At 68.5% G+C, this 20,230-nt stretch carries 16 protein-coding genes; 6 read left to right on the top strand and 10 right to left on the bottom strand.

The features are described 5' to 3' along the window. Positions 1-34: 34 nt before the first annotated feature. Together TY25_RS36340 and TY25_RS36335 are read right to left on the bottom strand one after the other, a co-directional pair. Positions 35-772 carry an ATP-binding cassette domain-containing protein gene (locus tag TY25_RS36340; protein ID WP_029901590.1) on the bottom strand — a complete coding sequence of 246 codons (738 nt, stop codon included), beginning with the start codon at positions 770-772 and terminating at the stop codon, positions 35-37. Next, entirely contained in the window at positions 769-1,851 is a 1,083-nt protein-coding gene (locus tag TY25_RS36335; RefSeq protein ID WP_014982218.1) for a sugar ABC transporter substrate-binding protein, read from the bottom strand. Before TY25_RS36335 ends, TY25_RS36340 begins: the two co-directional genes overlap by 4 nt. A 168-nt stretch (positions 1,852-2,019) precedes the next feature. Between TY25_RS36335 and TY25_RS36330 the strand changes: the two genes are divergently transcribed. Together TY25_RS36330 and TY25_RS36325 are read left to right on the top strand one after the other, a co-directional pair. Next, positions 2,020-3,195 carry an ROK family transcriptional regulator gene (locus TY25_RS36330; RefSeq protein ID WP_042264783.1) on the top strand — a complete coding sequence of 392 codons (1,176 nt, stop codon included), beginning with the start codon at positions 2,020-2,022 and terminating at the stop codon, positions 3,193-3,195. Positions 3,196-3,569: 374 nt separating this feature from the next. Then, a complete protein-coding gene (locus tag TY25_RS36325) occupies positions 3,570-4,169 on the top strand; it encodes a DUF7691 family protein (protein WP_042264185.1) in 600 nt (199 codons plus the stop codon). Between the two features lie 67 nt (positions 4,170-4,236). Here the strand turns inward: TY25_RS36325 and TY25_RS43520 are convergent, their stop codons facing one another. The 7 genes from TY25_RS43520 to TY25_RS36290 all read right to left on the bottom strand — a co-directional run bounded on the left by TY25_RS43520 (position 4,237) and on the right by TY25_RS36290 (position 13,354). Further along, positions 4,237-4,545: a hypothetical protein gene (locus tag TY25_RS43520; protein ID WP_174484646.1), complete on the bottom strand. Its 309-nt coding sequence runs from the start codon at positions 4,543-4,545 to the stop codon at positions 4,237-4,239. Positions 4,546-4,926: 381 nt separating this feature from the next. Continuing rightward, positions 4,927-5,514: a hypothetical protein gene (locus tag TY25_RS36315; RefSeq protein ID WP_042264181.1), complete on the bottom strand. Its 588-nt coding sequence runs from the start codon at positions 5,512-5,514 to the stop codon at positions 4,927-4,929. Further along, complete coding sequence (locus tag TY25_RS36310) at positions 5,504-5,788, bottom strand: hypothetical protein (RefSeq protein WP_042264180.1); 285 nt, start codon at positions 5,786-5,788, stop codon at positions 5,504-5,506. The genes TY25_RS36315 and TY25_RS36310 overlap by 11 nt, the downstream gene beginning before the upstream one ends. 34 nt (positions 5,789-5,822) lie before the next feature. Beyond that, positions 5,823-6,353: a hypothetical protein gene (locus TY25_RS36305; protein WP_042264179.1), complete on the bottom strand. Its 531-nt coding sequence runs from the start codon at positions 6,351-6,353 to the stop codon at positions 5,823-5,825. Positions 6,354-6,399: 46 nt separating this feature from the next. Next, a complete protein-coding gene (locus TY25_RS41040; RefSeq protein WP_146154073.1) occupies positions 6,400-11,325 on the bottom strand; it encodes a V-type ATP synthase subunit I in 4,926 nt (1,641 codons plus the stop codon). Between the two features lie 119 nt (positions 11,326-11,444). Further along, on the bottom strand, positions 11,445-11,789 hold the full coding sequence (locus tag TY25_RS36295; RefSeq protein WP_226887048.1) for a hypothetical protein: 345 nt from the start codon (positions 11,787-11,789) through the stop codon (positions 11,445-11,447). A gap of 227 nt (positions 11,790-12,016) precedes the next feature. Continuing rightward, positions 12,017-13,354: a flavin monoamine oxidase family protein gene (locus TY25_RS36290; RefSeq protein ID WP_042264175.1), complete on the bottom strand. Its 1,338-nt coding sequence runs from the start codon at positions 13,352-13,354 to the stop codon at positions 12,017-12,019. A 185-nt stretch (positions 13,355-13,539) separates the two neighbouring features. Here TY25_RS36290 and TY25_RS36285 point away from each other — a divergent pair, with 185 nt between their 5' ends. Further along, positions 13,540-14,883: a DUF2252 domain-containing protein gene (locus TY25_RS36285; protein ID WP_042264173.1), complete on the top strand. Its 1,344-nt coding sequence runs from the start codon at positions 13,540-13,542 to the stop codon at positions 14,881-14,883. A gap of 559 nt (positions 14,884-15,442) precedes the next feature. Here TY25_RS36285 and TY25_RS36280 read toward each other — a convergent pair. After that, the gene (locus tag TY25_RS36280) at positions 15,443-15,943 is read right to left on the bottom strand and encodes a CGNR zinc finger domain-containing protein (RefSeq protein WP_042264171.1); all 501 of its coding nucleotides are present in this window, start codon (positions 15,941-15,943) and stop codon (positions 15,443-15,445) included. A 275-nt stretch (positions 15,944-16,218) separates the two neighbouring features. Between TY25_RS36280 and TY25_RS36275 the strand changes: the two genes are divergently transcribed. The 3 genes from TY25_RS36275 (at position 16,219) to TY25_RS36265 (ending at position 20,094) form a co-directional block, all read left to right on the top strand. Then, on the top strand, positions 16,219-17,469 hold the full coding sequence (locus TY25_RS36275) for a phthiocerol/phthiodiolone dimycocerosyl transferase family protein (RefSeq protein WP_042264169.1): 1,251 nt from the start codon (positions 16,219-16,221) through the stop codon (positions 17,467-17,469). 217 nt (positions 17,470-17,686) lie between these two features. Then, complete coding sequence (locus TY25_RS36270) at positions 17,687-18,694, top strand: cytochrome P450 family protein (RefSeq protein WP_088607006.1); 1,008 nt, start codon at positions 17,687-17,689, stop codon at positions 18,692-18,694. 140 nt (positions 18,695-18,834) lie between these two features. Beyond that, on the top strand, positions 18,835-20,094 hold the full coding sequence (locus TY25_RS36265) for a phthiocerol/phthiodiolone dimycocerosyl transferase family protein (protein WP_115347081.1): 1,260 nt from the start codon (positions 18,835-18,837) through the stop codon (positions 20,092-20,094). Positions 20,095-20,230: the final 136 nt, after the last annotated feature.

Below are 20,230 nucleotides of genomic sequence, written 5' to 3'. Positions count from 1 at the left end.
ACCCGCTGTGACATGATTCGCTCACTGCGTTCTTTCATGCGGCCGCTCCCGTGATCGCTGCCACGATATCTGCTTGAGTCGCCTTAGCGGTCTCGAACTCACCAGCATTGCGGCCCAGCCGCAGCACCACGACGCGGTCGCTGACCGAGCGCACGTCCACCAGATTGTGCGAAATCAGCAGCACCGCGAGCCCGCGCTCGCGCAGCCGGCCGATCAACGCGAGCACCTGCGCGGTCTGTTCGACGCCGAGCGCGGCGGTCGGCTCGTCCAGAATCACCATGCGCGGCCGCCCGAGCAGTGCCCGCGCGATGGCGACCGACTGGCGCTGACCACCGGACAGCGCGGAGACCGGCGCCCGCACGTCCTTGATCCGCACGTCCAGCGAGGCGAGCAGATCGCGTGCGCTGCGCTCCATTTCGATCTCGTCGAGCACCGAGCAGATCCGGGTCTCCGCGCCGAGATGCAGGTTGGCGACGACATCGAGGTTGTCGCACAGCGCGAGATCCTGGAACACCGTGGTGATGCCCAGCGCCTGCGCGTCCTGCGGGCGCGCGATCCGCACCGGCGCACCGGCGAAGACGATTTCGCCCTCATCGGCGACGGTCACTCCCGAAATCGCCTTCACCAGTGTCGATTTGCCCGCGCCGTTGTCGCCGACCAGGGCCACCACCTCACCGGCGCGCACCTCGAGATCCGCGCCCGCCAGCGCCTGCACCGCGCCGTAGCGTTTGGTCAGGCCGCGGGCCGAGAGAACCGCTGTGGGAGCTGTCATTTGATACCCGCGGCCTGACATGCCGCCGCGACATCGGGCGTGCAGATATCGGCGACGGAATAGAGACCGTCCTTGACGATGGTGTCCTTGATGTTGTCCTTGCCCACCGCGATCGCATCGAGCAGGAAGGACGGGATATCGGTGGCACCGTTGTTCGTCTTCGCGGGCGCGGTGGGCTTTTCGCCCTTGGTGAGCGCGACGGCGAGTTCGGCCGCCTTCTCCGCCTGGGCCCGATAGTCCAGGTAGATGGTCATGGTCTGCTCGCCCGTCAGGATCCGTTGCACGCCTGCCAGTTCCGCGTCCTGCCCGGTCAGCGGAGGCAGGGTGGCGTAGCCGGCCCGCTTCAGCGCCGCGATCGCGCCACCCGCCATGCCGTCGTTGGCCGAGTACACCCCGACGATCGCGTCCTTGCCGAGGGCGGTGATGGCCTGTTCCATCTGCTGCTGCGCCTTGTCCGGCGACCAGTCCGGGGTGTCGAACTCGCGGCCCACCTTCACCTTTCCGTCCAGGGCCTCGTGCGCGCCCTTCTTGTAGTCGCCTGCGCTGGGGTCGGTCGGCGAGCCGTTGATCACCACGACCTGGCCCTTGTCGGTGGTGCCGCGCTTGCTCAGTTCGGCCAGCAGCGCGTCGCCCTGCACCTTGCCGACCTTCACGTTGTCGAAGGACACGTAGTAGTCGTAGGCGATGCCGGAGATCAACCGGTCGTAGGCGATCACCGGGATCTTCTTCTGCTGGGCGGTATTCACCTGCGGGGCAACGGCATCGGCGTTGACCGCGTCGAACACGATGACGTCGGCGCCCTGGGTGAGCGCGGACTCGAACTGGCCCTGCTGCTTGGCCGCATCCTGGTCGGCGTTGAAGTAGAGCACCTTGCACTTGTCGCAGAGCTGCCTGACCTTCGCCTCGAACAGCGGGCGGTCGAAGGCCTCGTAGCGGGTGGTCTTGGATTCGGGCAGCAGCAGCGCGATTGTCGGGGTGTCACCGCCCGATTTCGCGTCTTTTGCGCTGTCGCCGGAGCTACAGCCTGCCGCCAGGACGAGTGCGGCCGCCGCCGCGGTGAAGAGCTGAATTCGACGCATGAGGTCACCGTGCCGAGTGGAGTGAGAGCGCCCGGTTGAGCGTTGGTAAGAAAGGTAGTTTACTAACAACGAGGTGTCCAGTGGTGCGAGCAGGAGGATTCATGAGCGAGCGAATCGTGTCGCGGCGTGCCCGCGCGTGACGAGGCCGCGCGCCGCCGAGGCGAAGTCATGAGCAGGGTGGGCAATCCCCAACTGCTCCGGACGATGAACGAACGGCTGCTGCTCGACTACCTGCGGGTCAGCGGGCCCGCCTCGCGCGGCGAGCTCGCCAAAGCCAGCGGATTGTCCAAACCTACCGTGTCGGCGGCACTTTCGGGCCTGGAACAGTCCGGGCTGGTACAGCTGGTCGGCTCGCTGAGCGGCCGGCCGGGACCGACCACCGCGCTGTACGACGTGAACGTACGCGCCGGGGTGGTGGCCGGCGTCGATATCGGCCGGAACTGGATCCGGCTCGCCATCGCCGACCTGCGCGGGGATTTCATCGGACGCCGCGATGTGCGCAATTCCGCCCGTTCGGCCGCGGATCTGGTGCGCCGGGTGCGCAGCCTGGCCGACGAGGTCGCCGCCGACGCGGGGATCGACTGGGCCGCAGTACATTACGCGGTGATCGGCAGCCCCGGCGTGCTGAATCCGAGCACCGGGCGACTCGACTACGCGCAGAACCTGCCCGGGTGGGGCCGGGCCGGGCTGGTGGGGCAGTTGCGTGCCGCGCTCGAGGTCGAGTCGAGCATCGAGAACGACATCAACCTCGCGGCCGTCGGCGAATTGACCTTCGGCGCCGGGGCGGGCGTGCGCAATTTCGTGCTCATCTCGATCGGCACCGGTGTCGGCATGGGCATCGTGATCAACGGCGAACTCTACGTCGGCAACACCGGTGCGGCCGGTGAGGTCTCGTTCCTGCCCGCGACCGAGGTCGACGCTCCCCCGCTCGACGCCCGCGAACGCGGTATGACCGAAACCGTCGCCGCGGCAGGCGGTGTCGCGCGTGCGGCCGAACAGGCCGGACTGCCGGGTACTTCCGCGAAGGAGATCTTCAGTGCCGCGGCGGGCGGCGATGCCCGCGCGATCGCGGTGGTCGAAGCCGAGGGCCGCCGCATCGGCGCGCTCATCACCGCGGTCGCCGCCATTCTCGATCCCGAACTCGTCGTGCTCAGCGGCGGTATCGGCAACAATCTCGACCTACTCGGCAGCGCGATCAGCCGCCGGATGAGCGAACTCGGTCCGCTACGCCCCCGCATCGTCGCCAGCACGCTGGGCGACGACGGCGTCCTCACCGGCGCCGTCTCCCGGGCGCTCGCCGTCGCCCGCGACCGGCTCTTCGAAAGACGTTCCGCGGGCGCGTGATTCGCTATCGGCGACGGACGGCAGGACCGTACATCCTGGGCAAGAACGCTATGCGGATCGGCCGAGCAGCCGCGGCACGGGACGGCAGGAACAGCATTGCGCGCGGCCCGACGCGAGTTCAGAGTCCGCCGCACCAGCTTGCCGCACACGAAAGCATCGCCGACCCTCCGGACGTTGTGGCCGCATCCGCCCGAACCGAGTCGATCGAGCAGATGTCGAAGTCTTGGGCAAAGAAATTCGACGTCATGGGCGAGTGTGTCCGTGGCATAGTCGGGATGCGCCGACCTACTGGGGACTATAGGGTGCTGACGGCTAGGGCGGTCAGCACCGGTCGATCCAATGCGGGTCCCGGAACGCCGAGTGGAGGAGAACCCATGAGTACGCAGCTCACCATCTACAGCGTGAGCCTCGAGAACGTGCAGTTGTGGGTTCGGCGGCCGGGACCCGGAGTGCTGGAGGACAGCCGCCGGCGAGCGATCGCCATGGACGCGCAGAACAGGGAATACGGGTCGCCGTCCGTGGTGGAGGCCGTCGACGACATCTTCGGTGACCGCCCCAAGAACCCGGCTGCCGGGGACGCCTACGCCTGCGTGTGGCAGGACCTGATCGAGTACGGCGAGTCGACCCGCTTCGAACTCGGGCCGCTGCGGCGGGGCGCACAGTTTCTGGAAGAAGCGAGTGCGGAGCTCGAGGCCGCCGGAGTGCCCCGGGAACTCACCCCATCGAGCTTCGTCTTCGACAACCCCTTCACCAGTACGCCCCAGGCCGGCAACGCGCCGGTCGTCGGACATGTGGTGGCCCAACGAGTGCCGGATTTGCGCGAGGTCTACGGCGCGGTCACCGTCGGGACGCAGACGGCAGCTCTGGTCAACGTCCTGCTCGACGCTGCGGACGAGACCCTCCACTTCAACGCGTTCGCCTTAAGCTTTGATAACCCATGGCCACTGCAGGATCTGGTCACCTTCTATGGCTGAGTGGTAGATCACCTACGCCTGCACGTCACCTTGCCGCTGACGAATCAGGGCTCGTGAATGACCTTGGTCAGAGGTGATCGTCGGTGAGGGTGAAGGGGTCCTGGCCGGATTTGTAGGCGCACCATTCCTGCCAGAGATTGTCCGGATCGATGTCGCGGTATCCGCGCGACTGATTCAGCCCTCGCTGCATCGACAGTGGCAGCATCACGGTGGCGGCGTTGTCGCGGGTGTCGAGAAGCTCGGCCTCGGTCAACGCTGCGCCCTTGTCTTCTTCCCGGCGGAGCAGCACGGCGATCAGCGCGGGAATCGGGGTGGGGACCAAACGATCATCGTCGCGCGTTGCCTGGCCCGGTCGGGGCTGATGGGTGTTCACCACAGATCCATTCCGTACGACGGGGTCGTGCTTCGCTCGGGGTTGACTACAAGGCGGCGACGGCGTCCGTGTGGATCATCTCGACCTGCAGTGGGCCGACACCGCGAGGTGGATCCAGCTCGAAATCCATGCGTGGATCATTGCAGAGCAGCGGGAAACCCCGCACCCCCAGTTCCCCCGTCTCCGCCTCGGAGATCCGCGGCCCGTGGCTCGCGGCAGTTCACGCACCACTTTCGTGTTCGCGCACCCGCTATGGACAGCCGTAGGAGGTGCGGGAACGCAGAAGGGGTGCGTCGAGTCGGAAAGGGAAACCGGCCCGGTTCCCGGGCCTCGCGGTCGCTCGCGACCGGCTTTACGAAAGACGTTCCGCGGGTGCGCGATTCGCTATCGACGGCGGACAGCGGGACCGTAGGTCGGGCTCGGTTGGTCCGGGAAGACGGTGGGGCAGGCGCGGCGCATGCGGTCCATGGCGGTGTTGAGCGAGGTCAGGGCGGTGCTCACGGCATCGGCGGCCGGCTGGGCCTGCTGATCGGCATCGAGTGCGGCGGCGAACTCGGCCAGCGCGGAACGCAATCCGCCGCCTGCGGTGGCGACGTCGCGATAGGTGCTGCCGATGAGGGGTGAACCCATGCGCTCGACCGCTGGATGGATCGTCGCGGTCACCTGGTCGGACAAGCGTATGCCCTGGGCGACACGGGATTTCACGTCGGTCAGGTCACCACGTTGCGCGGCGGGGCCGAGGCCGTTGAGCTGATCGGACAGCGCGCGGAAGGTGTCGCGCAAGCCCGCGACGGCCTGGCCGCCCGCCGCGCAATCCGCGGTGCCCGGATCGGTCACCTTGAGCTGTGCAGCCGTCGACCCATTGTCGGAGCACGCACCGAGCAGTCCCGCGACGAGCAGGAAGAAGACGGCGACGGCCGTCGCGCCGAGGAAGGTCGTCCCTCGACGCGACGGCCGCCCGCTACCCGGCATGGGTCAGCACCGTGAGGATCGCGTTCTGCACGGCAGGCACGAAAGCGAGCGTCGTGATCAACGCCAGCCCGAAGCCGGTCTGCGCGTGCCGGTGCCGATTCCACCACCCGATCGGGGCGGTCCGGGACCGGGTGTTCCACTCGACACCGGCGTCCGCGGTGGCCTCGTTCTGCTCGTAGTAGCCGAACGTGACCGGTGCGGATCGCACGTCGAGCAGGCCACCGAGGGCGTCGGTGGTGAGCCCACCCGAGCCGATGTTTCGCGAATCGAACATGATGCCGACCTCTTCCCGCTACTCGTCGCCGCGCTCACCCGTCGATGCTGGTGCTCCACGGACGCATCAGCTCGTCATAGACGTCCTGGGTGAAATCGCCTTGCCCGACAAGGTCACTCAGCACCGCCGCGGTCACCGCCTGGCCGACCACGGTCACCACGCCGATCGAGCCGAACGACTCGAGCAGGCCGGTCAGATCGCCCGGGCCCGCCGCCGAATTGGGCGCGACCGCTTGGCCCGCGATCATTCCCGCGACCTGTACGTTGCGCGAGCGGCCGAAGGCCTTCGCCGTGGCGGTGGCGATATTGATCGGCATACCCGGCGCGGCGGCGTTCGTGCCCTGGCCCAGCCCCGCCAGCAGGCCGGCGAGGCCGCCCTCCAGGCCGAGACCGGTGCCGTTGGACAGCGACGAAACCTTGTCCTGCACCATCTGTTTCGCGGCCGCGTTGAGCTTCTCACGTTCAGCCGCGGTCAGCTGGCCGGACCGTTCGATGATGCGGACGGCGTCCTGCCAGCGCGGGCCGTAGAGGTATTCCAGATGCAGGGTCTCCGTTGTGTGCGTCATGTCTGACTCTCCTTGTGCTGAATGCGTTGGGACAATGCAGGATTCGTCACAGCGAAACACTGACGAGGTGCGGCGCGCGGTCCCGCGCCACGGCTTCGGCAGCCCCCTTTCCGGAGTAGGGCAGATCGGCGTAGGCGACCGGTGCGGCCGCGGGTTTCGGAACTGCCTGCGGTTGGCTCGGCAGCGGGGCGAGCAGTTTTTGCAGCGAAGCAGCCAGCTGCTCCAGGGACGGGTCGTCGGGGATGTCGTCGAGGAACTGACTGCCGGCCGCGGCCGCGCCGCCACCCGAAGCCCCGAGCGGCCCATTGCGATCCAGCGCGGCCCGGATACCGGAGATGATGCCGACCCGCGCGCCGGGCGTGAGCAGCACGGCGAGCGCGAGCGCCAGCGCCGCGGCGGTCACGGCCCCGAGCACGGCCAGCGGTGTGCCGACCAAGGCGGCGAGCGCGACCAGCGGCGCCGCGACGAACGCGGCCACACCGAACGCGGCGGCCGGAGCCAGCGCCGCGGCCACCGCGGCCGCGATCGCACCACCGAGCAGCAGCTTCGGAATCTCGATCAGCGCGAACAACCCGAACGCGGCCAACGGAACCCCCACCAGCGCCGCCACCGCACCACCGGCCAGCAACACCGGAAGCGCCAGCAACGCAAGCACACCCACCGCAGCGAGCGGAATCCCTACCAGTGCCGCCAAGCCCGCAAGCGCACCACCAGCCAACAGCACCGGAAGCGCCAGCGCGCCCACGGCAGCGAGGGGTACACCGACCAGCGCCGCGAGGCCCGCGAGCGCACCACCGGCCAGCAACACCGGGAGAGCAAGCAGCGCAAGCGCACCCACCGCGGCGAGCGGGACACCGACCAACGCTGCCAAGCCCGCGAGCGCACCACCAGCCAGTAGAACCGGAAGGGCAAGCAGCGCAAGCGCACCCACTGCGGCGAGGGGGACACCGATCAGTGCGGCGAGGGCGATGAGGCCGCCGCCGATGACCAGGATCGGGAGGCCGAGAACTGCGAGGGCGGTGAGCGCCAACGGGATACCGACCGCGAGCGCACCACCCGCCAGCGCGAGCGCACCCGCGACTGCGAGGGGCGCGCCGATCAGCGCGGCCAGCGCGAGTGCGCCCACAGCCGCGACAGGCACGCCGATCAAGGCTGCCAAAGCGCCCCCGATCAACAGTGGCACGGCGAGCAGTGCCGCCGCGCCCAGCGCCAGCGGGAGACCCACCACCGCGGCCACACCGAGCAGCGCAGCGCCGACCAGCAGCACCGGGAGGACGACTGCGCCCAGTGCCGCCAACGGGATGCCGATCAGCGCGGCCAGGCCGGCCAGCGCGCCGCCGATCAGGACCGCGGGCAGTGCCAGCAGAGCGAGGGCACCCACTACTGCCAGCGGGATGCCGATCGCGGCGGTGAGCGCGCCGCCGATCAGCAGGACCGGCAGGGCGAGCAGCGCGAGCGCGCCGACGGCCGCGAGGGCCAGCACCGCGATGACGGCCAGCGCCGCCACCGGAGCACCGAGCGCGAGTGCGCCGAGCACCGCGACGGCGAGGGCGGTCGCGCCCACTGCCGCGCCGGCCACGAAGGTCGCACCGAGCGCGGCCAGTCCGGCCAGGGCGAGTAGTGGCAACGCGACCAGTGCGAGCAGTGCGAGCACCGGCAGCGCAAGCACGGCGATCACCGGAACCGCCACGGCGGCAAGCACGCCGAGCGCCGCCAAGGCCAGCACCGGCACCGCCACCACCGCCAGGACCGGCAGTGCCACCAGCGCAAGCGCGCCCAGTGCGGCCAAGCCGAGCACCGGAAGCGCCAACAGCGCCAGCACCGGAAGCGCAAGCAACGCAAGCGCACCCAGGCCCGCGAACCCGAGCACCGGAAGCGCCAACAGCGCCAGCACCGGAAGCGCAAGCAACGCAAGCGCGCCGAGGCCCGCCAGTGCGACCAAAGGCGCGAGCACTGCGGCGGCGACACCGAGGGTGGCGAAGTCGAGCACGAGGCTGATCGCGACCAGGGTGGCCGCGAGCGCCGTCGTGATGGCCACCAGCGCCGCCCCGATCACCAGCGCCAGCACCGGCAACCCGACGAGGCCGAACAGACCGACGCCGACACCGAGCGCCGCGATCGCCGACCCCGCCACCAGGATCGGCGACCACAGGGCCAACAACGCCAGCGCGAGAACCGGCGACAGCGCCGTGGAAACCACCACCGCGAACGGGCCGAAGATCAGGAACGGCAGCGTGAGCACCGCGGCGAGCACGAACCCGGCCAACCCCACCACACCCGTCGCCAGCACCGCGGCGACCGCCAGCACGGCGGCGATCAGGTTGCCCGCCAACAGGATCGCGCCCAGCCCGGCACCGCCGACCAGCAAGGTCGCGAACGCGAGCACCGCCATCACCACGAAGGCCGCGGCCGCGAGCGGAACCGAGATCAGCAGCAGCGGCGGGAACAGCGCCGAGACGGCGACGAAGGTGCCCAGCGCCAGCACGCCGAAGAACATCCAGGCGGCCACCAACCCGAGCCCGAGCGCCGCGACGAACCCGCCGAGCAGCGTGCTCACCACGGCCACGGTGCCGAGGGTCGCGAGCGTGCCGAGCAGCACGCCGCCGAAGAGCAGCGGCAGCGCGATGAGCGCCAGCGGCGGATTGACGACGATCAGCGCCAGCGCCCCGAGCGCGAGCAACACGAACGACAGTGCCGAGACCACGAGTCCACCCGCGAACACGGTCGCCACCACCGCGAGGGCGAAGGCGAGCAGCCCGAGCACGATCGCGCCGCCACCGATCCAGGTGGCCACCACGAAGGCCGCAGCGACGACACCGATACCCGCGCCGGCGATGATCGAAAAGGCCAGCGCGCCGAGCAGAATGAACGGAATCGCGTACGGCATGGTGACCATGAACACCACGGTCGCGAGCAAGGTGAACGCCGCCAGACCGGCGATCGCGAGCAGCGCCACCGCGGTGACGGCGAACGTCGCGAACGCGAGCAGACCGAAGCCGGCGAACAGCATGGTCAACCCGATCGCCGCCGGAATCGCGACCAGACCGAGGAACAGCAGCGGAGCCAGCAGCGGCCCGAGGATCGGCACGGCGATCACGAGTGCGATCGTGGCGAGCAATCCGCCGACCACCGCGAGCGCCACGCCGACCGCGCCGAGCGCGGCGAAAGCGATTGCCGCGGCGGCGAGTCCGGCCCAGACCAGGGCGGCTGCCACGAGCTGCAAGGCGGTCGCCACCACAGCGAACGCGAGGAGCACGATCACCGCGGCCCCGCCCGCCACCGAGAGCACCAGCAGCCCGGCCAGCGCGACCACCGCCAGGATCGCGCCACCGGCCAGGGCGACCGCGCCGAACAACACCACGGCCACGACGGCGAGCACGGCCAGGATCGGCAGCGCGATGAGCCCGAACGGCGTGAGCAGCGAGAGCAGCCCCACGCCGACAAACAGTGCGGCAGTGACCAATCCGGCGATCCCGAGCACCCCGAAGAACGCCACCGCCGTCCCGATCAGGCCGACGGCCAGGAACGCGAGCGCGACCGTGAACAGTACCGGCGCCACGATCAGGCCGAGGAACGGCACGAAGATCGAGGCGAGCAGCGCCGCGGCGATCAGCACCACGAAGCCGACGAGGGTGAACACCAGGCCCGCCGCCAAAGCCAGTACGGCGAGCGCGATTCCGACAACGGTGGCGACCGCGATCGCCGCGATGCCGCCCACCAAGAGGACCGGCGCGAGGACGGTGAACGCGACGATGGCGACCGGAATCGCGATGAGCAGCACCGGTATCGCGATCACCGCGAGCACGATCAGCACCGGAATCGCCAGGACCGCGAGCACGATCGCGCCCACGATCAGCGCACCGATCACCAACGGCGCGAGCAGGATCGCGCCGAGTACCACCGCACCCAGGGTGAGCACGGCGGCCAAGCCGAGTCCGCCGACGATGGCCAGCGGCACGACGGCGAGCAGCGCGATCGCGGGCAGCGCGAGCAGGCCGAGCGCGGCCGGATGCCTGGCGTCGGAGACCATCCCGCGCACGGCGTCGCGCAGCTGGGTGAAGACCACCCCGATCGCGGCGGCCGGATTCGACGCCATGGCCAGCAGCGGCACGATGAGCGCGAGGGCCGGTGTCATCGCGCCGAGTTGCGGCGCGAACAGGCCGAGCAGGGGTGCGGCGACGGCGAGCAATCCGGGTGGTAGCTGCTGAGCGGATGGATCCTGTTGTCCAGCAGTGGTTCCGGTCAGCAGGTCGCGGAGCCCCTGGACCGGATCGGGCCCGTCTTTGGGGAAGCCGAACAGCGTTTTGGCCTGGCTGATCAGATCGTCGATGGCCGGTGTCGCGGTACTGCGGCGCGTGCCCGCCAGCTGTGTGGCCTGTTCGACGAAGACGAGCAGGTCGTTGACCGGTCCGCGCAGCGGGCCGCTGGGGAAGGTCTGGTCCGCCCAGGAGGCGAGTTGTTCGAGTGGCAGACCGCCACCGGTGATCTGGGCGACGGTGGCGGCGAGATCGGCGATCGGTGCCGCTACCGCGCCCGGGGCGCTTTCGGCTCCGGCGGGCGCCACCGCGGGCACGATCCCGGGGCCGAAGTAGAGCGGTTGCGGCGCACCGCCACCGCGAAACGCGTCGATGGCTGCATTGATGTCACCCGCCGCGGGGGTGTAGCCGCCGACCGTGCCCGCGACGCCGATGGCATCGTTCAGCACGGCCTGCTGCCCGGGATCGAGCATCTGGCTTGCCATTTCGCCGCCCACGGCAGGCAGCGTGCCTTCGAGGTCGCCGGGATCGATGCCCGGCGGCAGTCCGGGAAAGCCGAAGTCGTCGGCGGCGGCCTGGCCGGTGCCGAGCATGACGGTCGCCATGGAGGCGAAGGTGGCGGCCGCGTACATGCCGCGCCTGGAGCGTTGGACGACCTTTCGGTGCCGTCCGGATGCCTTGGTCTCTCGTGAACGTTCCTTCGTGACTACACGCATCAGCTTGAAGCCTCTCGTGAACGCGCCCTAGGGGGCGTGCCTGGTCAGACGCGTCCTGGCCCTGGTCGAGCGGTGCACGGGCAATCGACGCGAAAAGTGTTGCGGGAACTCCCGCTTGGTCAGATCGGACCGTTTTCGTACGGGGCGCATACGGCCGTGGACCAGCCGCCTTCGGTGCCGATGGCCGGACCGATATGGGTGTGCGGCATGCCGAGCAGGTCGCGGCAGCGGATGAAAGCGTGTTCGCCTGCTCCCGCTCCGGGTTCACACCGGAGTGTCAACTCATTGGTAACCGAGGTGTCGGTGGTGCACCCGGTCGGATCCGCGGCCGCCGTTCCCGTCCCGCCGGCCCAACCGGCCGCCAGGACGGAGAACAGCATCAGCAGCACGGCCCCGAGCGCGGGTGAGTTCTTGCGGACAACTCCCCTTTGCTGAAGATTTGCTAGCTGCGTCATGCGGTCCATGGTTCGCCTTGGGCAGAATCTCAGTCAACATAACGCAGATCACTTTCCGCCATTTCCCCCGCTCGGAACGCACTTATTTGCCGTAAAAGCCCGCGATACCCAAATGTTGTGCAAATAAGTCTGTACCGATGCTGGTCAGCGGTCTACGATTCGAATCTCAAATACCGATGTTTTAACCCCTGGTACAGCGGCTTTCGGGCATTTCGGCGTTATTGCCCGAATTATTGCTATCGGCGAGCGGACACCTCCGCAGCCGCGCGTTCACCGGAGCGAATGGCCCCTTCGATATAGCCCGACCATTCGGTGGCCGTCTCACTACCCGCCCAGTGGATCGCACCGACCGGATGTCGCACCCCCGATCCCACAGTGGTCAGCACACCGGGCGGGAAGAACGCGCCGTAGCCACCACGGACGAAGGGATCGTCGGCCCAGACCTTCTCGTGCCAGCCGATCGGATCGCGGGCCCGATGCCCGAAAGCGCGCACCAGGGAGCCGACGATCATGCCGCGCCGCTCCGGCGCCGACAGTGCGGCGAGGCGATGCGCGGCCCGGCCGGGCACGAGCGCACCGAGGCAGCCGGGTCCGCCGGGGCGGGTGGCGTCGAACGTGACCGGGACCGGGTCGTGCAGGTTCAAGGCCTGACCGGTGAGGAACTCGTCGCGCCAGAACGGGCGCTCGTAGACGGCGAACGCCTTCAGCACCGAACCCATCGGCATGCGCTGAGTCAGATGGTCGCGCGCGGCGGGCAACGGTGGGTCGTAGGCGATGCGCCCGGCCAGCACCGGCGGCACGGCGACGATCACGTGCCCGGCCGCCACCGCGCCGAACCCACCCCGCACCGAAACCCCCTGCGCCCCTTGCTGAATAGACGTCACCGCGGAACAGAGCCGGAGTGCGTCGCCCAGTTCCGCCGCGATCGACAGGGCGGGACCGTCCGCACCCTCGACGAAAAGTCGGGTGACCGTTTCCGCCGTCACGCCCGCCTCGACACCGCCGGCCGCGCGAATGGTGGTCAACAGCGCGAGCATCGAGACGCTGCCGACATCGACGCACAGTTCCTCGCCGATCATCACCTCGGCGAGTTGCCTGGCCCGTCGTTCGGGCAGATTGCGGCGCAACCAGGTCGCCGCGGTCATCGCGTCGAGCCGGTCGGCGCCCGGAGTGGTCCACGGGTGGGCGAGGTCGATCCGGGCGGCGAGCCGCTCGATCCGCCACATGGCCTGGCCCAGCACGAGCAGCACGAGCGGCGACAGGGGTGGACGCGTACCTCGGAACGGGCGGCGCACCGCGCCCTCCACCAGCAGATTCGCCCCGACGGACGGGGAGGGATAGGTCTCGGCCCCGTACTCCTGCGCGAGCGCCGCCAATCTGGTGTGTCCGCCGGAGATCCACTGCGCCCCGAGGTCCACCGCCCAACCCCCGTCGATCCGGGCACTCAGCGCCCGACCGCCCGCGCGGTCACTCGCCTCCAGCACGACGACGGTCCGACCGGCCGCCCGCAGCGCCCGCGCCGCACTGAGCCCCGCGTATCCGGCACCGACCACCACCACGTCCACGCGGTCCATGCTGGCCTCCCGTCGCCACATCCACCTCGGACACCCCACTGTTGATCACCCACGCCGGATGCGCAACCGAAAACGGTGCGGCGCTGGTGGATACCGCCTTCGCCCCGCCCGGCCGGACGGCGGAGGGAAATCGGCAGCGGCGTGGGTTGCCTGGAAGTGTGCGGTTGGGGTGAGAGACTGCGGGAATGGCGGAGTCGTTGGCGGGTGCGGCGGGGCGGCAGGCGCGCAAGCGGGTGGCACGGCGGGCGCTGGGCGGGTGGGAGGCGCCCGCGAATCGAGCGGATCCGGTGGCAATTCTGGAGGAGCAGGCCGCTACCCGGGTGCCGGAGTTGGTGCCTATCCGGTATGCGCGCATGGCGGCCGGGCGGTTTCCGTTTCTGCGTGGCGCGCCCGCGATCATGGCGGCGGATCTGGCGGCCACGCCGGATACCGGGCTCACCGTGCAATTGTGCGGCGACGCGCATCTGTCGAATTTCGGGTTGTTCGCGTCACCGGAACGCGCACTGGTCTTCGACCTGAACGACTTCGACGAGACGCTCCCCGGCCCGTTCGAGTGGGACGTGAAAAGGCTCGCCGCGAGTATCGCGGTGGCGGCTCGCGCCAACGGCTTTGCCGATACCGATGCCGAAACCTCGGTCGGGGCAGCGGCTTCGGCTTACCGGGCGACGATGGGCCGCTTGGCCGGCCTCGGCGAACTGGCGGTCTGGTACGAGATGATCGACGCCGACAAACTGGCCGCGCTCGCCCAGAAGTCGAAGCGGCGCAAGGGAGTTGAGCAAGCCCTCGCCGACGCACGGGCCCGCACCAACCTGCAGGCGCTGGAAAAGCTGACCGAACCGGACGCCGACGGCGTGCCGCGCATCCGGCATCGGCCACCGCTGTTGACCCCGATCGAGCAGGTCGACGCCGACACGGTGCGGCGGGTGTTCGCGGACTTCCGGCGCACCCTGGCGGAGGAACGGCGGGTGCTGCTCGACCGGCACGAAATGCTGGACGTGGCAGTAAAAGTCGTCGGCGTGGGCAGTGTCGGCACTCGCTGCTTCGTCGCGCTGCTGGCCGGACGAGAAAGCCGTAGTCCGCTGTTCCTGCAGGTGAAGGAGGCGCAGGAGTCGGTGCTCGCGCGGCACACCGCGCCGAGCAAGTTCCGCAACCAAGGGCACCGAGTGGTGCACGGGCAGCGGCTCACCCAGGCCGCGAGCGATATCTTCCTCGGCTGGGCGGCCGGATCGGACGGCAGGCACTACTACTGCCGCCAGCTCCGCGATATGAAGGGTTCGGCGACGATCGAAGAGATGTCGCGCCGTTATCTGCGCGACTACTCCGCGCTCTGCGGCCATACGCTCGCCCGGGCGCACGCCCGCTCCGGTGATCGAGTCGCGATCGCCGCATACCTCGGCACCAGCGACGCCTTCGATCGCGCCATGATCGACTTCGCCCTCGCCTACGCCGACCAAACTGCCGCCGATCACCAAACCTTGCTTGCCGCAATCGAATCGGGCCGAATAGTAGCGGCGGACAGGGCCTACTGAGCCGCGCGGCCACAGCGAGCCGACCCGGACGAGAACGACGTTTGCAAGTACAGAATGTGGCGACACAGCGTCGACATGATCGCCGGACACGCCACTGACGGACACCGGGCCCAGGCTCTACTGCCATTCTAGTCGCTCGGCGGGCCCGGCGATTTCGGCCGTCGAGAGTGCCGCACCACACGCCGGAACGGTGGTTCCACCGGAAGAAAATCGCGGCGCGAACGGTCACATCGGTAAAGGGCTGTTGACAATTCGCAAGTTATTACGAGATCTCTTTTCCGCCACAAGCACTCGGTTTCACGCAGATCGAGAAATGAAAGCGACATCTGCAAGTGCAAAGTGCTGCGACGAATGTCATCACAAAGGAGCCGGCAGCCTGCCTGATCGCATTCCGGACCAAGCCCTCGAGCCCCACCGTGGGTGTGCCGAAAGCCCCACGCCCGCATTCGCGCTCAGACCGTTCGGTTCGCGCCGGCACAGACATCTGCAATTGCAGAAGATGGCGACGAAACGTCGTCATACGCGCCACGCATCGGTAAAGGCCGAGGCCAGCGCACTCTCAGCCCGCCCGGCGGGAGCGATGCTCGGCCACGTGCACCCGGGTCGAGCAGCGAGTAGAGCAGAAGCGCCGCCTGCCGTTGCGGGAGGTGTCGACGAAGACCTTGTCGCAGCCCACGCGGGCGCAGCGGCCGATCCGCGTGGGGTCGTCACAGAACAGCGCGGCGAGGCCGACCGCGGTGTAGGCCTTGACCCGCTCGTCGACCGGGGCGGTCTCCTGCGCGAAATGCAGGTGCGGCGGGCGGTCGTCGTGCGTCGAAATATAGGGCTGACTTGTGGTTTTGGCGAGCAGGGCGTTGAGCCGGCACACGGTGGGGTGATCGAACATCGCATCGAGTTCGTGGATCCATCGGCGCAGTTCCGCGGCTTGCGCGGCGGTCACCGAGCCGAGCGGTCTGTAATCCGCGTCGGCCAGCAACTGCCGCAGATCTTGGTCCGGGCCTGCGTTCACCAGCCGCGCGGCGAGCTCGGCGGCCGCGCCACCGTAAGGGTTGAAATGCACTAGACCATTACATCAGGCTGAGTTCATGGACGTAACCTGCCCCGCATGTTCCTGGCCGGCACCCGCACTGGTGTCGTCGCACGGCACCGTCCGCTACCTGCGCTGTGTGTGCGGGCAGTGGCTGATCATCGATGCAGGTCTCGTTGTGGCCACAACCGGAAACAGCATGTTCGGTACGGGCGATACATCACCGAGGCGATGATTCCGAAAGACCGTGGTGTGCCCGGTCTTAGAGCTAGCCTCGATGGGGCAGTCTCCTGTGGAGGGATTTCGACATGACCACGGCTACCGTCATCCGGCCGTTGGCACCGAGTGAAGAGATCTTCGCGAGCAGTGAAGTCGTCGTCGGCTATTCGATGCGGCTTTCCGGTCGGTTGAATCTAACCGCACTGTCGGTAGCCTTCGACACCGTGCTCCGGGCGTACCCCGCGCTCGGGGCACGTCTGGAGCCGGACGGCAAACGCCACATCCTGGCCGAATCATCAGGTAACACAACACAATTGACCGTTTCCCAGGGAGATCCGGAACTACTGCTCACCGGCGCGCAGCTGGATCAGCGCAGTGCACTGGCCGCGCTGTGCGTCGTCCTGGACGGCGACCGGGCGGGCGTGACACTGGTGACGCACCACAGCATCGCCGACGCCTGTCATTCGCTCGCGGTGCTCACGGATCTGTGGGCCTGCTACACCGAGGCGTGCCGCGGACGCGAACCCGCGCTGCCGATGCACGGCTATCCGGAAGCGGTCGAGAATCTGCTGGGGTGCCGGGGCATCGAGAAGTTCTCGGACCCGTCCGCACCGTTACGGCCGTTCGTGCACGACACCGCGCACAGTGTCGCACTCCCGGTGGACGACGCCCCCTACCTGATTCCCTTGACGGCCCGTTGCCGCCTGTCGAAACAAGACACCGCCGCACTCGCCGACCTCGCGCACCGCGCAGGCACCACGATCAACGGCCTGGCCTCCGCCGCGATTCTGCTGACCGAGGCCGAGATACGCGGGCTGGCGCTGCGCGAACTCACCTACACCTACTCCGTCGACCTGCGCAGCCGCGTCACCCCCAGCATCGGCAGCACCGAAGGCTCCAATGTGCTCGGCTTCGCCGATTTCGTCCCCCCTGCGGGCGCGACCACCATGGTCGGCTTGGCGTGCGCGATCAGCGATGCCCTGCACGCCGGACTGGCCACCGGACTCGTGCAGCAGACCCCGCTGCACATCCCCGATATCGCGTCCGGTCCCGCGCCGCGATCCCCCGGCATCGTGCTCGCCACCAACTGGGGCCGCATCGAGCGCCCCCTCCTGCCGAAAGGCTTGTACGTCAACGACTTCCGCACCCTCATGGTCGCGAAGCCGGACAAGACCGGGCATCGGTTACAGCAGCCGAGCGGCACGATCATCATCAGCACCTTCGACGACCGGCTGAGCATCGAGATCCACCACCCCGAGGAAACCACCGCCGAGCAACGACTACGCGTCCACCTCCTCGGCAGACATCTGCGCATGCAGTCACAGATCGACGCCGCCTGACCCACCGATGCCGAATCGGCTTCCGCGGCGGGCGTCCCATATCCTGCAAGCACGAGCGGCAGTGAGGTGTGGGGTGATGGTGGAAACCGCGGTGATCGGCGCAACGGCCAGGACACGGTGGGCTGAGCACACGAGCTGGCGAGGGGCCGTGCGGCGCATGGAAATCCCTGGTGGGCACAAAGTTTGGGTCATTGCGGGATACGAGGAGGTATCAACGTTGCTGGCCGATCCACGGCTCAGCGTGGACAAGCAGCACGCACTGGACGGCTACACCGGCTTTGCGCTGCCGCCCGCGCTGGACCGCAATCTGCTGAACATGGACGGCGATCAGCACTCCCGCATCAGAAAGCTTGCGGCACCGGCGTTTTCCCGCCGTTCTGCGGATACTCTGCGCAGCGCGGTGGACCGGATCACGGCAGACGTCCTCGCGTCGCTACCCGAAAAAGGCAATACCGCAGTCGATCTGCTCGACCGTCTGTGCGCACCGGTGCCGGCGATCGTCATCGGCAACCTCCTCGGCGTACCCGCCGATCTCTACCCGGACCTTCGTGACGCGGCGACAGCGATGTTCACTGCCGATACCGCGTCGCCGGAGTCCGTGCTGCGACTGAAGAAGGCCATCGGCTGGCTGACCGCCACCTTCGCCGGGTTGATCGACACGAAACGCGCGGCACCCGGCGACGACCTGATCAGCGGTTGGATCCGCGCAGGTGACGACCAAGGATCGCTCACGCCCGACGAACTCGTATCGCTGGCATTTCTCATGATGATGGCGGGCATGGAGAACGCGGTGCACTCGTGCGCGAACATCATCACTACACTGCTGATCTCGGAGTCGGGAACCGCAGCGACCGCAGATTGGCAGGCACAACGCGGCAAGCTCATCGAGCACGCCAATCCGATGCCGTTCGCCTTCCGCCGGTTCGCGGTCACCGATCTAGCCGTGCGCGAAACCACGATTCCGAAGGGCGACACCATCCTGCTGTCGCTGTTCGGTGCCGACGCCGATCCCGCTCGCGGCGACCGCCCGAGTCTGCTGTTCGGCCGTGGTCCGCACTACTGTCTCGGCGCGCAAGCCGCGGACCTGATCATCGACGCCGTCGTCCCGGGATTCTTCGCGCGCTACCCTCGGGCCCGACTCGCTGTTGCGGAGAGCGAACTCGTCTACCGGCAGTCCTGGCGCTCGCACGGCCTGCTCAGCCTGCCGGTGCAGCTGGTTCCCTGACTGCGAAACACCGCTGAGACGCGGTTGAAACGCGGGGCGGGGAGGGTGGGCGACGGCCGGAAAACTGGTTGCTCCGGCGTGCGTGTGGGGGCTTTGATCGTCCGTTGGGCACGCTAGTCGTCTAGGTGAAGGGGAGCTCTATGACCACGTCTACGGTTGTTCGTCCGCTGGCGCCGAGCGAGCAGATGTTCGCATGGATCGGTGTTTACGTGGGGTACGCGGTGCAGGTGGCGGGACGGCTGGATCTCGCGAAATTGTGCGCGGCCTACGAGGCGGTGGTGCGGGCCTACCCGGTGCTCGGGGCACGGCTGGAGCCGACCGGCGACGGCGGCTACTCGCTGGTCGCCGGGGCCGGAGCCGCTCCGGCGATCTCGGTCGTCGACGACGATCCGGACCGCCTGCTGATCGATCAGAAACTCGATCAGGGCGAGACGTTGAGCGCGGTATGTGTGACCCGCGCCGGCGACACGGCGAGCGTGACCTTGCTGACCCATCACAGCATCGCGGACGCGTATCACTCGCTGGCCGTGCTGGCCGAATTATGGTCGTGCTACACAGAATTGGTGTCCGGGCAGACACCGGTACGGCCCGTCCACGCCTATCCGGTATCCATCGAAGAGGTGCTCACCGCGCGCGGCATCGAGAAGCGGGAGCTGCCGAGCGCCGGAGATCAGACCGGCACGCCCACCGAACCGCATCCGGCGCCGCCCGCCACCGAGCCGGACGCGGGAGAGAACCGGCAGACCGTGCCGGATTCGTCGCGGTGCCTGCTGTCCGAGGCGGAGACCACGGCCCTGGTCGAGCTGGGGCACCGGGCCGGGGTGACGATCAACGGCTTGGTCTCGGCGGCAATCCTGTTGACCGAGGCGGAAATTCGCGGTCTGCCGTTGAACGAGATCGTCTATGTCTACCCGGTCGATCTGCGCACCAGGCTCACGCCGACGGTGGGCCGAACCGACGGCACCAACCTGCTCGGGTTCGCCGACTACCACCCCACCGGGGACACCACCGACCTGGTCGAACTCGCCAAGGACATCTGCGCGGCCTTGCACACCGCCCTCGCCGACGGGACCGTACAGCAGACACCGCTGCACATCCCCGACCAGATCGCCGCGGGGCCGCCGCAGCTGCCCGGCATGATGATCGTCTCCAACTGGGGTCGAGTGCCCGCGCTCGCAGCCCCGGATGGGTTGCGTATCACCGACTTTCGCTCGACAGTCACGGCCGCTCCCCCCGCGGGCACGCCCCCGCCACCGGAGCAGCCGGAGGGTGGTGCGGCCATCGTGAGCACGTTCGGGGGCCGCCTGAGCATCGAGACCCACCATTCGAAGGAACGCACCGCGCAGGAGCAGCGCCGCGTCGACACCTACGCGGCAAAACTGCGCAGCGTAATCTCCTAGCCACCAAACCCCCACCACACCAACAGGTCCGGCGCGAGCAAGAGCTGAGCCGAGCGCGCAGCCCCCGCGCCGGACCAACCGTGCGCCCACTTCGAGCGGCAACTAACGCTTGCCGCGCTACTGTCGCGCGTCGATG

This window comes from Nocardia brasiliensis NBRC 14402 (assembly GCF_000308475.2).
Classification (GTDB): domain Bacteria; phylum Actinomycetota; class Actinomycetes; order Mycobacteriales; family Mycobacteriaceae; genus Nocardia; species Nocardia brasiliensis.
This window is presented reverse-complemented; position numbering and strand designations above follow the sequence as displayed.

What these genes read in the sequence shown, in the direction of transcription:
- TY25_RS36310 (WP_042264180.1), bottom strand. Translation starts at nt 5,788, where the DNA reads ATGTTCGATTCGCGAAACATCGGCTCGGGTGGGCTCACCACCGACGCC.
- TY25_RS36290 (WP_042264175.1), bottom strand. Translation starts at nt 13,354, where the DNA reads ATGGACCGCGTGGACGTGGTGGTGGTCGGTGCCGGATACGCGGGGCTC.
- TY25_RS36330 (WP_042264783.1), top strand. Translation starts at nt 2,020, where the DNA reads ATGAGCAGGGTGGGCAATCCCCAACTGCTCCGGACGATGAACGAACGG.
- TY25_RS36340 (WP_029901590.1), bottom strand. Translation starts at nt 772, where the DNA reads ATGACAGCTCCCACAGCGGTTCTCTCGGCCCGCGGCCTGACCAAACGC.
- TY25_RS41040 (WP_146154073.1), bottom strand. Translation starts at nt 11,325, where the DNA reads ATGCGTGTAGTCACGAAGGAACGTTCACGAGAGACCAAGGCATCCGGA.
- TY25_RS36305 (WP_042264179.1), bottom strand. Translation starts at nt 6,353, where the DNA reads ATGACGCACACAACGGAGACCCTGCATCTGGAATACCTCTACGGCCCG.
- TY25_RS36315 (WP_042264181.1), bottom strand. Translation starts at nt 5,514, where the DNA reads ATGCCGGGTAGCGGGCGGCCGTCGCGTCGAGGGACGACCTTCCTCGGC.
- TY25_RS36295 (WP_226887048.1), bottom strand. Translation starts at nt 11,789, where the DNA reads ATGGACCGCATGACGCAGCTAGCAAATCTTCAGCAAAGGGGAGTTGTC.
- TY25_RS36325 (WP_042264185.1), top strand. Translation starts at nt 3,570, where the DNA reads ATGAGTACGCAGCTCACCATCTACAGCGTGAGCCTCGAGAACGTGCAG.
- TY25_RS36265 (WP_115347081.1), top strand. Translation starts at nt 18,835, where the DNA reads ATGACCACGTCTACGGTTGTTCGTCCGCTGGCGCCGAGCGAGCAGATG.
- TY25_RS36285 (WP_042264173.1), top strand. Translation starts at nt 13,540, where the DNA reads ATGGCGGAGTCGTTGGCGGGTGCGGCGGGGCGGCAGGCGCGCAAGCGG.
- TY25_RS36335 (WP_014982218.1), bottom strand. Translation starts at nt 1,851, where the DNA reads ATGCGTCGAATTCAGCTCTTCACCGCGGCGGCGGCCGCACTCGTCCTG.
- TY25_RS36275 (WP_042264169.1), top strand. Translation starts at nt 16,219, where the DNA reads ATGACCACGGCTACCGTCATCCGGCCGTTGGCACCGAGTGAAGAGATC.